The following is a 16,248-nucleotide window of genomic DNA, read 5'->3' as shown; positions in this document are numbered from 1 at the left end:
GGTGGCACCGCGGCGCCCGGCGGCAGCGCGGCGGGGCCGGCGGGTGTCCGCCGGCGCCGCTACCTGAGCGCGGAGGCCGCCGCCACCACGACGAACATCAGCACGAGCACGCCCGCCATCACGCGGTTTCTGGTCTTCGGATCCACCCGTCGAGCCTAACGCGGCCGGTCCCGTGCCTCGTACCCGAGGCCCGGGGCCGTGCCGTGCCGCAGCTCACGGCCGGGTCAGCCGCGCAGCGGCCAGGAGGCGACCACCTCGTAGCGGGGCTGCGCCCCGGGGACCCCGCCGCCCGGCAGGTTGCTGCGGACCAGGTGGAGTTCCTCCACCGGCCAGGGCGTGCCCTCGAAGCCGGCGAACGCCTCGACGTACGGGCGCAGGTCCACCTCGGTCCGGGCCCGCGCCACGGTCAGGTGGGCCTGGTACCGGCGGTGCTGCTCCATGGGGACGCCGGCCCGGCGGGCGGCGGCGTCGGCCCGCTCGGCGAGCATCCGCAGGGCGTCGATGTCCCCGGCGGCGCCCGTCCACAGCGCCCGGTGGGCGAACCGTCCGCTGCCGTGCAGCCGGAGCGAGAACGGCGCGGTCCGCGCCGCCGCCCGCTCCAGCCGGACGCGCAGCTCGGGCAGGAGCGGCTCGCCGACCTCACCCATGAACGCGAGCGTGAAGTGCCAGCCCGCCTCCGCGGTCCAGCGCAGCGCCTCGTCGCGCGGCAGGGCCCCGAGGGCCTCGCGCAGCTCCGCCACGGCGGCCGGCGGGGGCAGGACGGCGGCGAAGAGTCTCATGGGCGGCAGCGTAGACGCCTCGTACCGGCCGGGAACAGCAGCGCCGAGCCGGTACGAGGAGCCCGGCGCGGATCAGGCCACGCGGACCAGTTCGCGCTGCTGCCGGTTCGGTACGAACGTCACGCCGCGGCGGCCGACCCGCAGGTGCAGGTCGCCGATCCGGGCCAGCACCAGGCCGACAGCGACGGCCGCGGCCAGCGAGACCACGCCGCCGGCGGCCATGCCGGTGCGGGCGCCGTAGTGGTCCGTGACCCAGCCGACCAGCGGCGCGCCCACCGGGGTGCCGCCGGTGAACACCATCATGTACAGGGCCATGACCCGGCCCCGCATCTCGGGGTCGACGGCCATCTGCACGCTGGAGTTGGCCACGACGTTCACCGTCAGGCCGAACATGCCGATCGGCACCATCAGCGCGGCGAACAGCCACAGGCCGGGCGCGAACGCGCCGACGATCTCCAGCACGGCGAACGCGACGGCCGCCGCGACCAGCAGCCGCAGCCGCGCGGGTCCGCGCCGGGCCGCCAGCAGCGCGCCGACCAGGGAACCGACCGCGAGCAGCGTGTTGAACAGGCCGTAGGTGCCGGCGTCGCCGTGGAAGACGTCGTCGGTGAAGGCCGTCAGCCAGATCGGGAAGTTGAACCCGAAGGTGCCGACGAACCCGACCAGCACGATCGGCCAGATCAGCTCGGGGCGCCCGCAGACGTACCGCAGGCCCTCGCGCAGCTGTCCCTTGGCGCGCGGCGCGGGCGCGGTGCGCTGCAGCTCGTGCGCGCGCATCAGCAGCAGGCCGGTCACCGGGGCCACGAAGGACAGTCCGTTGAGCAGGAACGCCCAGCCCGAGCCCACCGCGGTGATCAGCACACCGGCGACGGCGGGGCCGACCAGGCGGGCGGACTGGAAGTTCGCCGAGTTCAGGCTGACGGCGTTCGCCAGCTGCGCGGGTCCCACCATCTCGGAGACGAAGGACTGCCGCGCCGGGTTGTCGACGACCGTGACGAGGCCGAGCAGGAACGCGGTCAGGTACACGTGCCAGACCTGGACGTGGCCCGTGAGGGTCAAGGCGGCCAGGGCGACGCCCGTCAGGCCCATCGCCGACTGGGTGGCGACCAGCAGGGGCCGCTTGGGCAGCCGGTCCGCCAGGACGCCTCCGTAGAGGCCGAACAGCAGCATCGGCAGGAACTGCAGCGCGATCGTGATACCGACGGCCGAGGCCGAGCCGGTGAGCGACAGCACCAGCCAGTCCTGGGCGATGCGCTGCATCCAGGTGCCGGTGTTCGAGACCAGTTGTCCCATCGCGAAGAGCCGGTAGTTGCGGATCCTCAGCGACGAGAACATCGAGTTCTCGCGTGTCGCGGGGGTGGATAGGGGTGTCTGTCCGGGTGCGGAGCGGTCTCCGTTTCCCGTACTCAAGGGCTTTCGCCTCCTCGCGTCGTCTCCTACAGGTGCGCGAGCTTCTCCAGGACGGGGGCAGCCGCCTTCAGCTTGGCCCATTCGTCCTCGTCGAGCTCGGCCGCGAGTCCGGCCAGGAAGGCGTTTCGCTTGCGGCGGCTCTCCTCGAGCATCGCCTCGGCTTGCTCCGTCTGGGTGACCACCTTCTGCCGGCGGTCGTCCGGATGCGGCTCCAGCTTGACCAGTCCCTTGGACTCCAGCAGCGCCACGATGCGGGTCATCGACGGCGGCTGCACGTGCTCGCGCCGGGCCAGCTCGCCGGGGGTGGCGTGGCTGCAGCGGGCGAGGGTGCCGAGCACCGACATCTCGGTCGGGCTGAGCGATTCGTCGACGCGCTGGTGTTTCAGGCGCCGGCCCAGCCGCATGACGGCCGAGCGGAGATCGTTCACGGCGGCTGCGTCGTCGCCATGGGAAAGGTCACGCATGTTCGTTAGAATACCTCATTACTCTCGCTAAGGATGCCGGTTACCCACTGGTCCCGTGACTCGTGCGTCACATCACCCGTACGGGTGAGAAGGTTCCGGAAAGTGACACGCGTCCACGTCCCGAGCCCCGACTCTTTCGGGCATGGGGACACATGTGCTGAGCATGCGCATAGACGGGGAGCTCCTGGAGCGGCTCCGGACTCATGCCGCCAAACGCGGAATGAGCGTCCAGGACTACGTGGTCCGGACGCTCATTCGCGACGACTTCGACGAGCGCTTCAAGGCCGCGGTCGAAGAGACGGAGAAGTTCTACGGCCTCACGTGAGGCCCGGCCGGGGTCAGGTCAGACCCAGCGCCGGCATCGCGTAGTAGAAGACGAACACCGCCGAGACGACGTACATCGCCACCGGGACCTCCCGGCCCCGGCCCGTCACCAGGCGCAGCACGGCGAAGCTGATGAAGCCGATGCCGATGCCGTTGGTGATCGAGTACGTGAACGGCATCATCAGCATGGCCAGGAACGCCGGCACGGCGATGGTGAAGTCGCTCCAGTCGATGTCCTTGACCGAGCCCGCCAGGATCAGGAAGCCCACCGCGACCAGCGCCGGGGTGGCCGCCTGGGACGGGACCATCGTGGCCAGCGGGGTCAGGAACAGCGCGACGGCGAACAGGCCGCCGGTGACGACGTTGGCCAGGCCCGTCCGGGCGCCCTCGCCGACGCCTGCGGTGGACTCCACGAAGCAGGTGGTGGCGGAGGAGGAGGTGGCGCCGCCGGAGGCGACGGCCAGGCCGTCGATGAGCAGGACCTTGTTGATGCCGGGGAAGTTGCCGTCCTTGTCCATGAGGCCCGCCTCGTCGCCGACGCCCAGGATGGTGCCCATCGCGTCGAAGAAGCAGGACAGCAGCACGGTGAAGACGAACAGGGTGCCGGTCAGCAGGCCGACCTTGCCGAAGCCGCCGAACAGGCTGACCTGGCCGACGAGCCCGAAGTCGGGCGCGGCCACCGGGTTGCCCGGCCACTCGGGCACGGTCAGGCCCCAGGCCTCGCCGGGCAGGCCCGCGACCAGCTGCACGACCACGGCGACCACGGTCATGGCGACGATGGAGATGAGGATGGCGCCGGGGGTCTTGCGGATCAGCAGCGCCAGGGTGAGCAGCACGCCGAGCACGAAGATCAGGACCGGCCAGCCGTTCAGGTGGCCGTCGCCGCCGAGCTGGAGCGGCACGGTGGTGTGCGCGGCGTCCGGGATGCGGGTGACGAACCCGGAGTCGACCAGGCCGATCAGCATGATGAACAGGCCGATGCCGATCGCGATGCCCTTGCGCAGGCCCAGCGGGACGGCGTTCATGACCCGCTCGCGCAGGCCGGTGGCCACCAGCAGCATCACCACGAAGCCGGCCAGGACGACCATGCCCATGGCGTCCGGCCAGCTCATCCGGGGGGCGAGCTGGAGGGCGACGACGGTGTTGACGCCGAGGCCGGCCGCGAGCGCGATCGGCACGTTGCCGATGACGCCCATCAGCAGCGTGGTGAAGGCCGCGGTGAGCACGGTGGCCGTGACCAGCTGCCCGCCGTCGAGCTGGTGGCCGTACATGTCCTTCGCGCTGCCGAGGATGATCGGGTTCAGCACGATGATGTAGGCCATCGCGAAGAAGGTGGCGAAGCCGCCGCGGACCTCGCGGGCGACGGTGGAACCGCGCTCGGAGATCTTGAAGAAGCGGTCGAGCGCGCCGGTGGCGGGAGGCGGCGGGACGGTGGCCGAGGGCGACGCGTGGGCCGAGGTGCTCATTCGGTCCTCTGGAATGGTTCGTTAGTAGGTTCGCATGAGCGAATCCCGTCTGAGGCAAACCGTTTCAGTATGAACACATGAACGAAGCGGCGTCCATCTCCGCGCGTAGACGCCGAATCCGCCCGCCTAGACTGGGCGGCATGGCGAAATGGACCCCGAAGCACGAGGCACCCGAACCCCTGGAGGGCCCGGTCGTCGCCACCATCACCGGCGGCACGGTCCTCTGGTTCGCCCTGTTCGTCGTCCAGCTGCCGTTCTACGGCTGGTTCGCCGACCGCGACCTGCTGTGGTGGGTGTGGACCTGCGCGGCCGGCGGCGGCCTCGGGCTGATCGGCATCTGGTACGTCCGCGGGCGCGACGCGGCCCTGAAGCGGCACGCCGCCCGGCGCGAGGCGTCGTAGCACGGCCCGAATCCGCCGCAGGGCCTACGGCAGCGCCCCTCCCGCCCCTACGACGGGACGATCCGGGTCCTCCTCGGGTCGGATCTTCGGCCCGCTCAGCGGGTGAAGCACCGGAACCCGCTTTACCGTCGAAAACATGACCCAGCGGGCGAGGATCGACCAAGACGGCGCGGAAGGGGCGGGCGGCGGCGCCGCCATCGACGCGGGGGCCGAACTGGATCCCGTGCACCCGGTGCGCCCGCCGGCGCCGCGCTTCGAGCCGGGCGGCCTGAGCACGGCCGAGGTCGCCGAGCGCGTGGCCCGCGGCGACGTCAATGACGTCCCCGTGCGCAGCAGCCGCTCCACCGCCGACATCGTCCGCGGCAACGTCTTCACCCGGTTCAACGCCATCATCGGCGTGCTGTGGCTGATCATGCTCTTCGTCGCGCCGATCCAGGACAGCCTGTTCGGCTTCGTGATCATCGCCAACACCGGCATCGGCATCATCCAGGAGCTGCGGGCCAAGAAGACCCTCGACGGGCTCGCGGTGATCGGCGAGGCCCGGCCGAGCGTCCGGCGCGACGGCCGCACCGCCGAGATCCCCACCTCCGAGATCGTCCTCGACGACGTGGTCGAGCTCGGCCCCGGGGACAAGGTCGTCGTGGACGGCGTCGTCGGCGAGGCCGACGGCCTGGAGATCGACGAGTCGCTGCTGACCGGCGAGGCCGACCCGGTCCTGAAGAAGCCCGGTGACCCGGTCATGTCCGGCTCGTTCGTGGTCGCCGGCGGCGGCGCCTTCACCGCCACCAAGGTCGGCCGCGAGGCCTACGCCGCCCAGCTCGCGCAGGAGGCCTCCCGCTTCACCCTGGTCCACTCCGAGCTGCGCTCGGGCATCTCCACCATCCTCAAGTACGTCACGTGGATGATGGTCCCGACCTCCGTCGGCCTGGTCATCAGCCAGCTCGTGGTCAAGGACAGCAACCTCAAGGACTCCGTCGCCCGTACCGTCGGCGGCATCGTCCCGATGATCCCCGAAGGCCTGGTCCTGCTGACCTCCGTCGCCTTCGCCATCGGCGTGATCCGGCTGGGCCGCAAGCAGTGCCTGGTGCAGGAGCTGCCGGCCATCGAGGGTCTGGCGCGGGTGGACGTGGTCTGCCTGGACAAGACCGGCACCCTCACCGAGGGCGGCATGGACGTCACCGAGCTGCGCCCGCTGGGCGGCGCCGACGTCACCTACGTCAAGAAGGTGCTCGGCGCGCTCGGCGAGTCCGACCCCCGCCCGAACGCCAGCCTCCAGGCGGTCATCGACGCCTACCCCGACAGCGAGGAGTGGCGCTGCACGGAGTCCCTGCCGTTCTCCTCGGCCCGCAAGTACAGCGGGGCCAGTTTCAGCGAGGGCGACGGCGAGAACTCCGTCTGGCTGCTCGGCGCCCCGGACGTCCTGCTGCCGCCGGGCGACGCGGCGCTGCGCGAGGTCGACGCGCTGAACGAGCAGGGCCTGCGGGTGCTGCTGCTGGCCCGCGCGGTCCGCGAACTGGACGACCCGGCCGTCTCCGCCGGGGCCCGCCCCACCGCCCTCGTGGTCCTGGAGCAGCGGCTGCGGCCGGACGCCGCCGACACCTTGCGCTACTTCGACGAGCAGAAGGTGCACGCGAAGGTCATCTCCGGCGACAACGCTGTCTCGGTCTCGGCGGTGGCCGGCAAGCTGGGCCTGCCGGGCGCGGAGAACACCGTGGACGCCCGCCGGCTGCCCGCCGACCGGGCCGAGATGGCCGAGGAGCTCGACCGCAACACGGTCTTCGGCCGGGTCACCCCGCAGCAGAAGCGGGACATGGTCGGCGCGCTGCAGTCGCGGGGCCACACGGTGGCGATGACGGGCGACGGCGTCAACGACGTGCTGGCCCTCAAGGACGCCGACATCGGCGTGTCGATGGGCTCGGGCTCGGAGGCCACCCGCGCCGTCGCCCAGATCGTGCTGCTCGACAACAGCTTCGCGACGCTGCCCTCGGTGGTGGCCGAGGGCCGCCGGGTGATCGGCAACATCACCCGGGTCGCCACCTTGTTCCTCACCAAGACGGTCTACTCCGTCCTGCTGGCCGTCCTGGTGGTCTGCTCGCAGGTCGAGTACCCCTTCCTGCCGCGCCACCTGACCCTGCTGTCCACGCTCACCATCGGTGTCCCGGCCTTCTTCCTCGCCCTGGCCCCCAACAAGGAAAGGGCCAGGCCGCACTTCGTCCGGCGCGTCATGCGGTACGCGGTCCCCGGCGGCGCGGTCGCCGCCGTCGCCACCTTCGCGACGTACCTGATCGCCCGCTCCTACTACACGGGCGAGGGCGCCCTGCAGGCCGAGACCAGCGCGGCGACCCTGACCCTGTTCCTCACCTCGATGTGGGTCCTGGCCATCATCGCCCGCCCCTGGACGTGGTGGCGCGTGGCCCTGGTCGCCGCGATGGGCGCGGCCTTCCTGGTCGTCCTGGTCGTCCCGTGGCTCCAGGACTTCTTCCAGCTGAAGCTGGTGGGCGTCACGATGCCGTGGCTGGCGGTGGCCGTCGCCGCGGCCGCCGCCGCCCTGATCGAGTGCACGTTCCGCTGGGTGGACCGCCGCTTCCCGGCGTGACGGCCCGCCCCGGCGGCGTACGGGCCCGCCCGCCCCGGCGGCGTACGGCCGCGGGGGTCAGTCGAACCAGCGGTCCCGGGCCAGTTCCGCCGTGCGCGAGGGGTCCTCCAGGAGGGCGGCCACCTCGAAGCGGCGCGGCCACTGGGCGGTCGACCAGGCCAGACCGGCGGCGACGCCCTCCAAGGTGGCGGCGTGCAGGACGCCGTCGGGGGTCAGGCGCCAGTCCAGTTCCACGCCGCCCGCCACCAGTTCCTCGTGCTCCAGGTACGTCAGCGGGGTCGCCGGGCCCAGCAGGACCCGGACCGACTCCGGGACCTCGTGCTCCTCGCCGGGGGTGGTGACCTCGGCCGGGACCGTCCGGGACAGGCGGCGGACCTGGAGGAGGTCCGCGAGGTCGGCGGCGCGGGCCGGGGCGACCGGCAGCAGCGGCAGGCCGGCCGTCAGCGGCAGCAGGTCGGGGGCGTCCGCGACGACCGCGTCGGCCGCGTCCACGACCACCACCTCGCCGTCCACCACCGCGCGCAGCTCGTCCGGCAGCGTCACCTGCTCCGGCTCCAGCTCGGCCAGCGCCCCGTACAGGGCGTGCAGCTGGCGGGCCGTCACCTCCCGGTCGGGGTCGGCCAGCCGGCCCAGCAGCTCGGCGGCGCCGCCCGGCTCGTCCAGCAGGGCCGCGACGGAGGTCCGTACGCCCAGCGCCCGCAGCACCTGCTCGTCCTCGAAGCCGGTCACGGCGGCGGACGTGTACAGCCCCTCCAGCAGCGGGTCGCCGCCCGCCGCGCGCAGGCCGGCCGGACGGCGGCCGTCGAGCACCGGGTGGTCGCGCAGCCACCAGGCCGTGTACGGGCGGACGTTCTGCGTGGTGCCGTCGGGCAGCAGCACCCGCACCGGCTGGGTCAGCGCGTCCCGCAGCGGCGGCTGCGCCAGCAGCGCCAGCGCCTGCGGCCACTTGTCGTCGTCCACCAGGTCCAGGTCCCGTACGCCGAGCAGCTCGGTCGCGACCGGCGGGACCGGGTGGTCCGGCAGCTGGTCCAGGACGTCCTCGCACCACACGTCGACCGCGTCGAGCAGCCCGGCGTCGTCGGGCTCGGGGAAGTCGCTGTCGCGCGGCTCCAGTTCGTCCGGGTCCAGCACCACGTCCGCGGCCCGGACCAGCTGGAAGCCGGCGAGGACCCCGCAGGCGGTCAGCGGCTGCTCGCCCCACCGCTCGGCCAGGTCGGCGTCCACCAGGCCGAGCTCGTCCTCGCGGATCACCGCGGCGAAGGGGCTGCCGGGCAGGACCAGTTCGGCGGCGGGGGCGAGTTCGCCCTCCTCGTCCGGCAGGGCGAGGGCGCCCAGCCACGGCTCGTCACCGGGGGCCAGGTCGGCGTCGCGGACCAGGCCGAGGACGATCTCGGCCAGCTCCTCGGGGTCCAGAGCGTCCTCGTCCCAGATCTCCCCGGCGTCCAAGGAGGCCGCGACGGCGGCCCGCACCTGCGGGGTGGTGAGCACCGCGCGCGGGTTGGCGGGGACCGCGCCGAGCTTCTCCAGCAGCGGGTGCGCGGCGTCCGGGTGGGCGATCCGCAGGCCGATCCGGGTGAGTCCGGCGGGCGTGTCCGGCCCGGGCAGCAGGATGTGACGGGGCCCGATCGCGGCCCGGACGGGGCCGCCGACGGGCCCGCCCTCCGGGCCGGCGTCCGCCGCCAGCGGCACCGGCAGCCCGGTCAGCCGGTCGGGGTCCACCCCGGCCAGCGAGTCGTAGAGCCGGTACCACCACCGCGGGGACCGGTCGATGCCCGCGATCCGCTCGATCGCGTCGCCCAGCGGCAGCCGGCCCACGCCCAGCGCGCGCAGCTCGGAGCGGCGCTCCAGGCCCGCCGGCAGCAGCGTGGGCAGGACCTCGGCGAGGACCTGCACGGTCTCGGCGCCGGCCCCTTCGACGACCTCGGCCTCGAACGGCCGCAGCGCGACCAGCTCCTCCGACGGCGCCGCGGGCGCGAGGAAGGCGGTGCGCGGCAGCCGCTCCAGGATCGCCGCCCGCAGGGCGCCGTCCAGCGCGCCCTGGCCCAGCGGTCCGGGCACCAGGTCGATCAGGGCCGTGGTCACCGGCCGCCAGGCGCCGAGGAGTTCGGCGTACGCGTCGGCGGCGCGCGCCACCAGGAAGTCGGTCAGCGGCCCGGGCGCCGGGTGCCGGCGGGCGGTGTCCAGCGGCAGGGTGGCGATGAGCAGGGCGGGGATGCCCAGCGGTTCGTCGGTCGGGGTGGGCGCGTGCACCACGGGCGCGGTCGCGGGGCGGACCGGGGCGCCGTCGGCGTCCACCGGCACCGCCCACGAGACCGTCCAGTGCGGGCGCAGCCGCTCCTCCACCGGGCGGTCGGCGAGCAGCGCCGGCTCGATGGTGCCGCTGTGGCGGACGGTGCGCCAGTGGCGTACCTCGCCGGCGGCGCTGTCGTCGACGACCGTGAACGCGCCGTCGGTGCGGCGGGTCAGCGTCCGGGTCCCCTCCGGGGTCTCGATCACCAGCTCGGCCAGCCCGGGCAGGGTCAGCAGCAGCGCGTCGTCGATCCCGGCGAGCAGCCGCCGCACCAGGTCCTCGGCGGCGGCGTCCCGCAGCGGGAGCACGACCACCGTGTCGTAGCCCTCGGGCGCGCTGCCCTCGGCGGCCAGCGGCAGGCGCAGCAGCGGTACGTGCCCGTCGCGGCGGCGCAGTTCGTCGCCGAGGCCCGGGCTGTGCCGGGCGGTCTCGGCGGCCAGTTCGCGCGCCTCGGCCAGGGACCAGCGCACGCCGCCGTGCCGGCCGAGCACGGCGGGCTCGTCGCAGACGGCGAGGACGGCGGCGAAGCCGACGCCGAACCGGCCGACGGACTGCCCGTCCGCCCCGGCGGCCGGCTCCCGCTTGGCGGAGGCCCGCAGGGTGCTCAGCGACTCGACGCCGGTGGCGTCCAGCGGGGCACCGGTGTTGGCGGCGGCGAGCACCGGGTGCCCGCCCTCGACGGGGTGCACGGTGAGCCGGAGCCGGCCCGGCACCCCCGCGCGGGCGGCGGCGTCGGCCGCGTTCTGGGCCAGCTCGACCACGAGCCGGTCGCGGTAGCCGCCGAGCGCCAGGTCCTCCTCGGCGTTGGCGTCCTCGCGGAACCGGGCGGGGGACGCGGCCCACGCGTCGAGCACCCCGCGCCGCAACCGGGCCGTGCCGAAGGGGTCGACGCCGCCCGGGGCTGCCGTCACTCGCACGCTCACGCCGCTGCCTCCTTGATGCTGGGACCCCGAAGGTATCGTGCGCCCGGACCCCGGCGGGCGACGGGCCGGTCCCGCACGCCTTGCCGGTGAGGTGCGCGAACACCACCGCGTTGGAGTCCCCGTCCCGCACAGGGGACAGGCCCCGGGGGGACGGACGAACCGTCGCCGGGGCCTGTCGCGGACCGGTGGGGCCGCAGGGTCAGAGGCGCTCGATCACGTAGTCGATGCAGCCGGTCAGGGCCTCGACGTCGGCCGGGTCGATCGCCGGGAACATCGCGATCCGCAGCTGGTTGCGGCCGAGCTTGCGGTACGGCTCGGTGTCCACGATGCCGTTGGCGCGCAGCGCCTTGGCGATCGCCGCCGCGTCGATGTCGTCGGAGAAGTCGATCGTGCCGATGACCGACGACCGCTTGACCGGGTCCGTCACGAACGGCGTGGCGTGCTTGGAGGCCTCGGCCCAGCCGTACAGGGCGCCCGCGGAGGCCGCCGTACGGGAGGTCGCCCAGTCCAGACCGCCCTGCCCGTTGATCCACTTCAGCTGCTGGTCCAGCAGGAACAGCGTGGCCAGGGCGGGGGTGTTGTACGTCTGGTTCTTCAGGGAGTTGTCGATCGCCGTCGGCAGCGAGAAGAACTCCGGCACGTGCCGGCCGGACGCGTGCACGCGCTGCGCCCGCTCCAGGGCGGCCGGGGAGAACGCCGCCAGCCACAGGCCGCCGTCGGAGGCGAAGGACTTCTGCGGGGCGAAGTAGTAGACGTCCGTCTGGGTGATGTCCACCGGCAGACCGCCGGCGCCGGAGGTGGCGTCGACCAGCACCAGCGCGCCCTCGTCGGCGCCCGCGACCCGCTCGATCGGGGCCGCGACGCCCGTGGAGGTCTCGTTGTGCGTGAACGCGTACACGTCCACGCCCGCCTCGGCCTTCGGCGCGGGGTGGGTGCCCGGCTCGGAGGAGATCACGGTCGGCTCGTCCAGCCACGGGGCGAGCTTGGCGGCCTTGGCGAACTTGGACGAGAACTCGCCGAAGTTCAGGTGCTGCGACTTCCGCTCGATGAGGCCGTGCGTCGCGACGTCCCAGAAGGCGGTGGAGCCGCCGTTGCCCAGGATCACCTCGTAGCCCTCGGGCAGGGAGAAGAGGTCCCGGATGCCCTGCCGCACCGAGCCGACCAGGTTCTTGACCGGGGCCTGGCGGTGGGAGGTACCGAGCAGGGAGCTACCGGTGGCGGCGAGGGCGTCCAGCGCCTCCGTCCGCACCTTGGAGGGGCCCGCGCCGAAGCGTCCGTCGGCGGGCTTGATGTCAGCGGGAATCTGGATCTCAGCCACGGACGGAGGGTATCGGGTCGCGCGCCGCGCATCCGCGCGGCGTCCACCCGATGAGACGACGGGTCGGCGGGACGGTGGGTCGCGGCACGGTGCGGCGCGGCACGGGCACGATGGGGGCGTGAGCGTGAGCGATCTCGAACGGGCGCTGCGGGCCGCCGTCCGCGGCGAGGTGGACTTCGGGGCGGCGGCGCGCGCCCTGACCACGATGGACGCCTCCAACTACCGGCGGGTGCCGCGCGGCGTGGTCGCCCCGCGGGACGCCGAGGACGTGGCGAGGGCCTTGGACGTCTGCCGCGAGGCGGGCGTGCCGGTGGTCCCGCGCGGCGGCGGCACCTCGATCGCCGGGCAGGCCACCGGCACCGGCGTGGTGCTCGACATGACCCGCCACATGAACGCGCTGCTCTCCCTCGACCCGCGGGCCCGCACCGCCGTGGTCCAGCCCGGCCTGGTCCTTGACACCCTGCGGGCCGCCGCGCGCCCGTACGGCCTCACCTTCGGCCCCGACCCCTCCACGCACTCCCGCTGCACCCTCGGCGGCATGATCGGCAACAACGCCTGCGGCGCGCACTCGGTCGCCTGGGGCACCACCGCCGACAACGTACGGGAGCTGGAGGTGCTCACGTACGGCGGCGGCCGGCACCGGATCGCCCGCGGCTGGCAGGGCGCCCCGCCCGGCCTGTCCGACCTGGTCAGCACCCACCTGGCGCTGCTGCGCACGGGCCTGCCGGACACCGGCCGGCTGCCGCGCCGGATCTCGGGCTACGCGCTGGACGCGCTGCTCCCCGAACGGGGCACGCAGGTGGCCCGGGCCTTCTGCGGGAGCGAGGGCACCCTCGGCGTGCTGACCGAGGCGGTGGTCGCCCTGGTCGAACCGCCCCGGGCACCGGCCCTGGCCGTCCTCGGGTACGCCGACGAGAGCGCGGCGGCCGACGCGGCGGCCGGGATCGTCGCCCACGGCCCGCTGACCGTGGAGGGCATGGCCGCCGACCTGGTGCGCGGCGCGGCCGGGCTGCCGCGGGGCGGGGCCTGGCTGTTCGTGGAGATGCCGGACGAGGCAGCCGCCCGGGCCCTGGCCCGGACCGCGGACGCCGTGGACGTCATGGTGGTCGCGGACCCGGGCGGGCAGCGGGCCCTGTGGCGGATCCGGGAGGACGCGGCGGGCACCGCGACCCGCACCGCGCGGGGCGGCGACGCCTGGCCCGGCTGGGAGGACTGCGCGGTGCCGCCGCCGAGGCTGGGCGCGTACCTGAGGGAGTTCCGGTCCCTCCTGGCGGCGCACGGCCTGCACGGCACCCCCTACGGCCACTTCGGCGAGGGCTGCGTCCACGTCCGCATCGACTTCGACCTCGCCAGCGAGGCGGGCGTGGCCCGCTTCCGGACCTTCTCGCAGGAGCTGGCGGACCTGGTCGTCGCGCACGGCGGCTCCCTGTCGGGCGAGCACGGCGACGGCCAGGCCCGCGCGGAGCTGCTGCCGAAGATGTACGGGGCCGAGGTGGTCGAGCTGTTCGGCGCGTACAAGGACGTGTGGGACCCGGCGGGCGGCATGAACCCCGGTGTGCTGGCCCGGCCGGCGCGGCTGGACGAGAACCTGCGCTTCTCCGTGCTGCCGGCCGGGCAGCCGCTGGCCCGCGAGGTGGCGCGGTGCGTGGGCGTGGCCAAGTGCCGCTCCACCGCGCCGGGGCCGGGGGTGATGTGCCCGTCCTACCGGGTCACCCGGGAGGAGCGGCACTCCACGCGGGGCCGGGCCCGGCTGCTGCACGAGATGCTCGCGGGCGAGGTGATCACCGACGGCTGGCGCTCGGCGGAGGTGGCCGAGGCGCTGGACCTGTGCCTGGCCTGCAAGGGCTGCCACCGGGACTGCCCGGTGGGCGTGGACATGGCGTCCTACAAGGCGGAGTTCCTCCACCACCACTTCCAGCACCGCCTGCGCCCGCTGTCCCACTGGACCCTGGGCGGTCTGCCCGCCTGGCTCCGCCTGATCTCCGCCCTTCGCGCGGCCCGCCTCGCCGACGCGGCGGCCCGCCTGCCGGGCGCGGCCCGGCTGGCGGGGCTGACACCGCAGCGGAGGCTGCCGCGGCTGGCGCGGGTGCCGTTCACCCGGTCCTTCCCGGCGCCGCCGCCGGTCGCGGCGCGCCGCTCGGGTGCCGCGGGCCGCTCGGGTGCCGCGGGCCCGGCTCCTCACGGCGTGCTGCTGTGGCCGGACACCTTCACGGAGTACCTCGTTCCCGAGGTCGGCCACGCGGCGGTCCGCGTGCTGACCGCGGCCGGCCTGACCCCCGCCCTGCCTCCGGCCAGACCCTGCTGCGGGCTGACCTACGTGTCCACCGGCCGCCTGGACCGCGCCCGGTCCGTCCTGCGGCGCACCCTGGACGTCCTCGGGGACGCCGACCCGGCCGGGGCCGTCGTCGTCCTCGAACCCAGCTGCGCCGCGGCCCTGCGCACCGACCTCCCCCGCCTCCTGCCCGACGACCCCCGCGCAGCGCGCCTCGCCGCCCGGGTCCGCACCCTCGCCCAGACCCTGGAGGAGTACGCCCCCCACTGGGACCCGCCCGTCCTGGACCGCCCGGTCGTCGGCCAGACCCACTGCCACCAGCACGCCGTCCTGGGCGACGCGGCCGAGCGCCGGCTGCGGGCCCGGGCCGGCCTGACCGGCGCGCTCAGCGGGGGCTGCTGCGGCCTCGCGGGCAACTTCGGCTTCGAGCCCGGCCACTACGAGGTCTCGGTGGCCTGCGCGGAGGAGCAACTGCTGCCGTCCCTGCGCGCGGCCGCCCCGGAGGCGGCGGTCCTCGCCGACGGCTTCTCCTGCCGGACCCAGATCACGGGCCTCACCGACCACCGGCCCCGCCACCTCGCGGAACTCCTGGCCGAGGCGCTGGACGGCCCGGGCGGGCGGGCGTAGGGCGAAGGCGCGGCGGCCGGCGGGCGGGCGCGGGGAGCGGGGCACGTCGACGTGAGGGGGACCGGGACACGTCGATGTAAGGCAAAACACGCGCTCATGGTCCTTACGTCGGCCGTAACCTAGTGGAATGGCCCGATCCGTATCCGCCGCGCAGCCCCCCGAGACGACCGCCAGTCCGGCCCTGGCCCCGGCCCCGCCCGCACCCGCGGCCGGCCCGGCGCCGCGGCGTGCCGCGGTGGCCGCGCTCGGCCCGGTCGGACTGGTGCTCGCCGCGGGCGTCTCGGTGCAGTTCGGCGCCGCCCTCGCGGTCCTGATCATGCCGAAGGCCGGCGCCACCGGCGTGGTCACCCTGCGGCTCGCCGCGGCCGCCGTGGTCCTGCTGCTGGTGTGCCGTCCGAAGCTGCGGGGACACAGCCGCGCCGACTGGGGCACGGTGGTGGCCTTCGGCGTGGCGATGGCCGCGATGAACGGTTTCTTCTACCAGGCTGTCGACCGCATTCCGCTCGGCGCCGCCGTCACCCTGGAGGTCCTCGGCCCGCTGGCCCTGTCCGTGCTCGTCTCCCGCCGGCTGGTCAACCTCCTGTGGGCCGCCCTCGCCCTGGCGGGCGTGGCCCTGCTGTCCGGGCACGGCGGCGGATTCGGCTCGCTGGACCTGGTCGGCGCGGCCTTCGCCGTGGCCGCGGGCGCGATGTGGGCGGCGTACATCGTCTTCAGCGCGCGCACCGGCCGCCGCTTCCCGCAGGCCGACGGCCTCGCCCTGGCGATGGCGGTGGCGGCCGTGCTCTCGCTGCCGTTCGGCATCGCCGAGGCCGGGGCCGAACTGCTGGTGCCCGGCACGCTGGCGCTGGGCGCGGGTGTCGCGGTGCTGTCGTCCGTCCTGCCGTACACGCTGGAGATGCTGGCGCTGCGCCGGCTCCCGGCGCCGACCTTCGCGATCATGATGAGCCTGGAGCCGGCCATCGCGGCGACGGCCGGCTTCCTGGTCCTGCACCAGGCCCTGTCCGCCACGGACGCCCTGGCGATCGCCCTGGTCGTCGCGGCCAGCATGGGCGCGGTCCGCTCCTGAGGCCCGCTCGGGCGGTCCGTTCCTGAGGCCTGCCCCTGAGGTCTGCTCCGGGGGTCCGTTCCTGAGGTCTGCCCTTGAGGTCTGCCCCTGAGGTCTGCTCCGGCGGTCCGTTCCTGAGGCCTGCTCCGGAAGTCCGGTCCTGAGGCCCGCTCGGGAATTCCGCCTCCGACGGTCACTCCGAGGTCGCCTCCAGGGCCGGTCCCGCGGCCGAAATCATGCAAGCATGCTTGCTTGTTTTCTCGGGCGCTGCCACGCTGCCCCTCACGCCGTCGTGTCCCGGGGTCACCGAGGGGAGCACATCCGTGCCCGAAC

11 protein-coding genes are annotated in these 16,248 nt (G+C 74.3%); 5 read left to right on the top strand and 6 right to left on the bottom strand.

The annotated features are described in order from the left end of the window. Positions 1–224 precede the first annotated feature (224 nt). The 3 genes from thpR to LG632_RS02950 form a co-directional block, all read right to left on the bottom strand. The gene (thpR, locus tag LG632_RS02960; protein WP_226724826.1) at positions 225–779 is read right to left on the bottom strand and encodes an RNA 2',3'-cyclic phosphodiesterase; all 555 of its coding nucleotides are present in this window, start codon (positions 777–779) and stop codon (positions 225–227) included. A 72-nt stretch (positions 780–851) separates the two neighbouring features. Next, positions 852–2,189 carry an MFS transporter gene (locus tag LG632_RS02955; RefSeq protein WP_226724825.1) on the bottom strand — a complete coding sequence of 446 codons (1,338 nt, stop codon included), beginning with the start codon at positions 2,187–2,189 and terminating at the stop codon, positions 852–854. Between the two features lie 26 nt (positions 2,190–2,215). Then, a complete protein-coding gene (locus LG632_RS02950; protein ID WP_226724823.1) occupies positions 2,216–2,653 on the bottom strand; it encodes a MarR family winged helix-turn-helix transcriptional regulator in 438 nt (145 codons plus the stop codon). Positions 2,654–2,795: 142 nt separating this feature from the next. On the opposite strand from LG632_RS02950, the gene LG632_RS02945 reads away from it, so the two are divergent. Continuing rightward, positions 2,796–2,978 (top strand): BrnA antitoxin family protein, encoded by a 183-nt coding sequence (locus tag LG632_RS02945; protein WP_226724822.1) that lies wholly within the window; start codon positions 2,796–2,798, stop codon positions 2,976–2,978. A gap of 13 nt (positions 2,979–2,991) precedes the next feature. Here LG632_RS02945 and LG632_RS02940 read toward each other — a convergent pair whose 3' ends face one another. After that, positions 2,992–4,443, bottom strand: a complete 1,452-nt coding sequence (locus tag LG632_RS02940) for an NCS2 family permease (RefSeq protein ID WP_226724819.1) — start codon at positions 4,441–4,443, stop codon at positions 2,992–2,994. Between the two features lie 140 nt (positions 4,444–4,583). Between LG632_RS02940 and LG632_RS02935 the strand changes: the two genes are divergently transcribed. Both LG632_RS02935 and LG632_RS02930 read left to right on the top strand, forming a co-directional pair. Next, entirely contained in the window at positions 4,584–4,844 is a 261-nt protein-coding gene (locus tag LG632_RS02935) for a DUF2530 domain-containing protein (protein ID WP_226724817.1), read from the top strand. 136 nt (positions 4,845–4,980) lie between these two features. Continuing rightward, the gene (locus tag LG632_RS02930) at positions 4,981–7,440 is read left to right on the top strand and encodes an HAD-IC family P-type ATPase (RefSeq protein WP_226724815.1); all 2,460 of its coding nucleotides are present in this window, start codon (positions 4,981–4,983) and stop codon (positions 7,438–7,440) included. A gap of 57 nt (positions 7,441–7,497) precedes the next feature. Here the strand turns inward: LG632_RS02930 and LG632_RS02925 are convergent, their stop codons facing one another. Then, positions 7,498–10,653: a sacsin N-terminal ATP-binding-like domain-containing protein gene (locus LG632_RS02925; protein ID WP_226724813.1), complete on the bottom strand. Its 3,156-nt coding sequence runs from the start codon at positions 10,651–10,653 to the stop codon at positions 7,498–7,500. Between the two features lie 199 nt (positions 10,654–10,852). Then, positions 10,853–11,971 (bottom strand): phosphoserine transaminase, encoded by a 1,119-nt coding sequence (gene serC, locus LG632_RS02920; protein WP_226724811.1) that lies wholly within the window; start codon positions 11,969–11,971, stop codon positions 10,853–10,855. Positions 11,972–12,089: 118 nt separating this feature from the next. On the opposite strand from serC, the gene LG632_RS02915 reads away from it, so the two are divergent. Next, positions 12,090–14,870, top strand: a complete 2,781-nt coding sequence (locus tag LG632_RS02915) for an FAD-binding and (Fe-S)-binding domain-containing protein (protein ID WP_226724809.1) — start codon at positions 12,090–12,092, stop codon at positions 14,868–14,870. Between the two features lie 127 nt (positions 14,871–14,997). Beyond that, a complete protein-coding gene (locus tag LG632_RS02910) occupies positions 14,998–15,936 on the top strand; it encodes an EamA family transporter (protein WP_226724807.1) in 939 nt (312 codons plus the stop codon). Positions 15,937–16,248 lie beyond the last annotated feature (312 nt).

The sequence above is a fragment of the Streptomyces antimicrobicus genome, assembly GCF_020532625.1.
In the GTDB taxonomy this organism is placed as follows: Bacteria; Actinomycetota; Actinomycetes; order Streptomycetales; family Streptomycetaceae; genus Streptomyces; species Streptomyces antimicrobicus.
The sequence above is the reverse complement of the archived record's forward strand: the minus strand, read 5'-3'. Positions and strand labels throughout refer to the sequence as shown.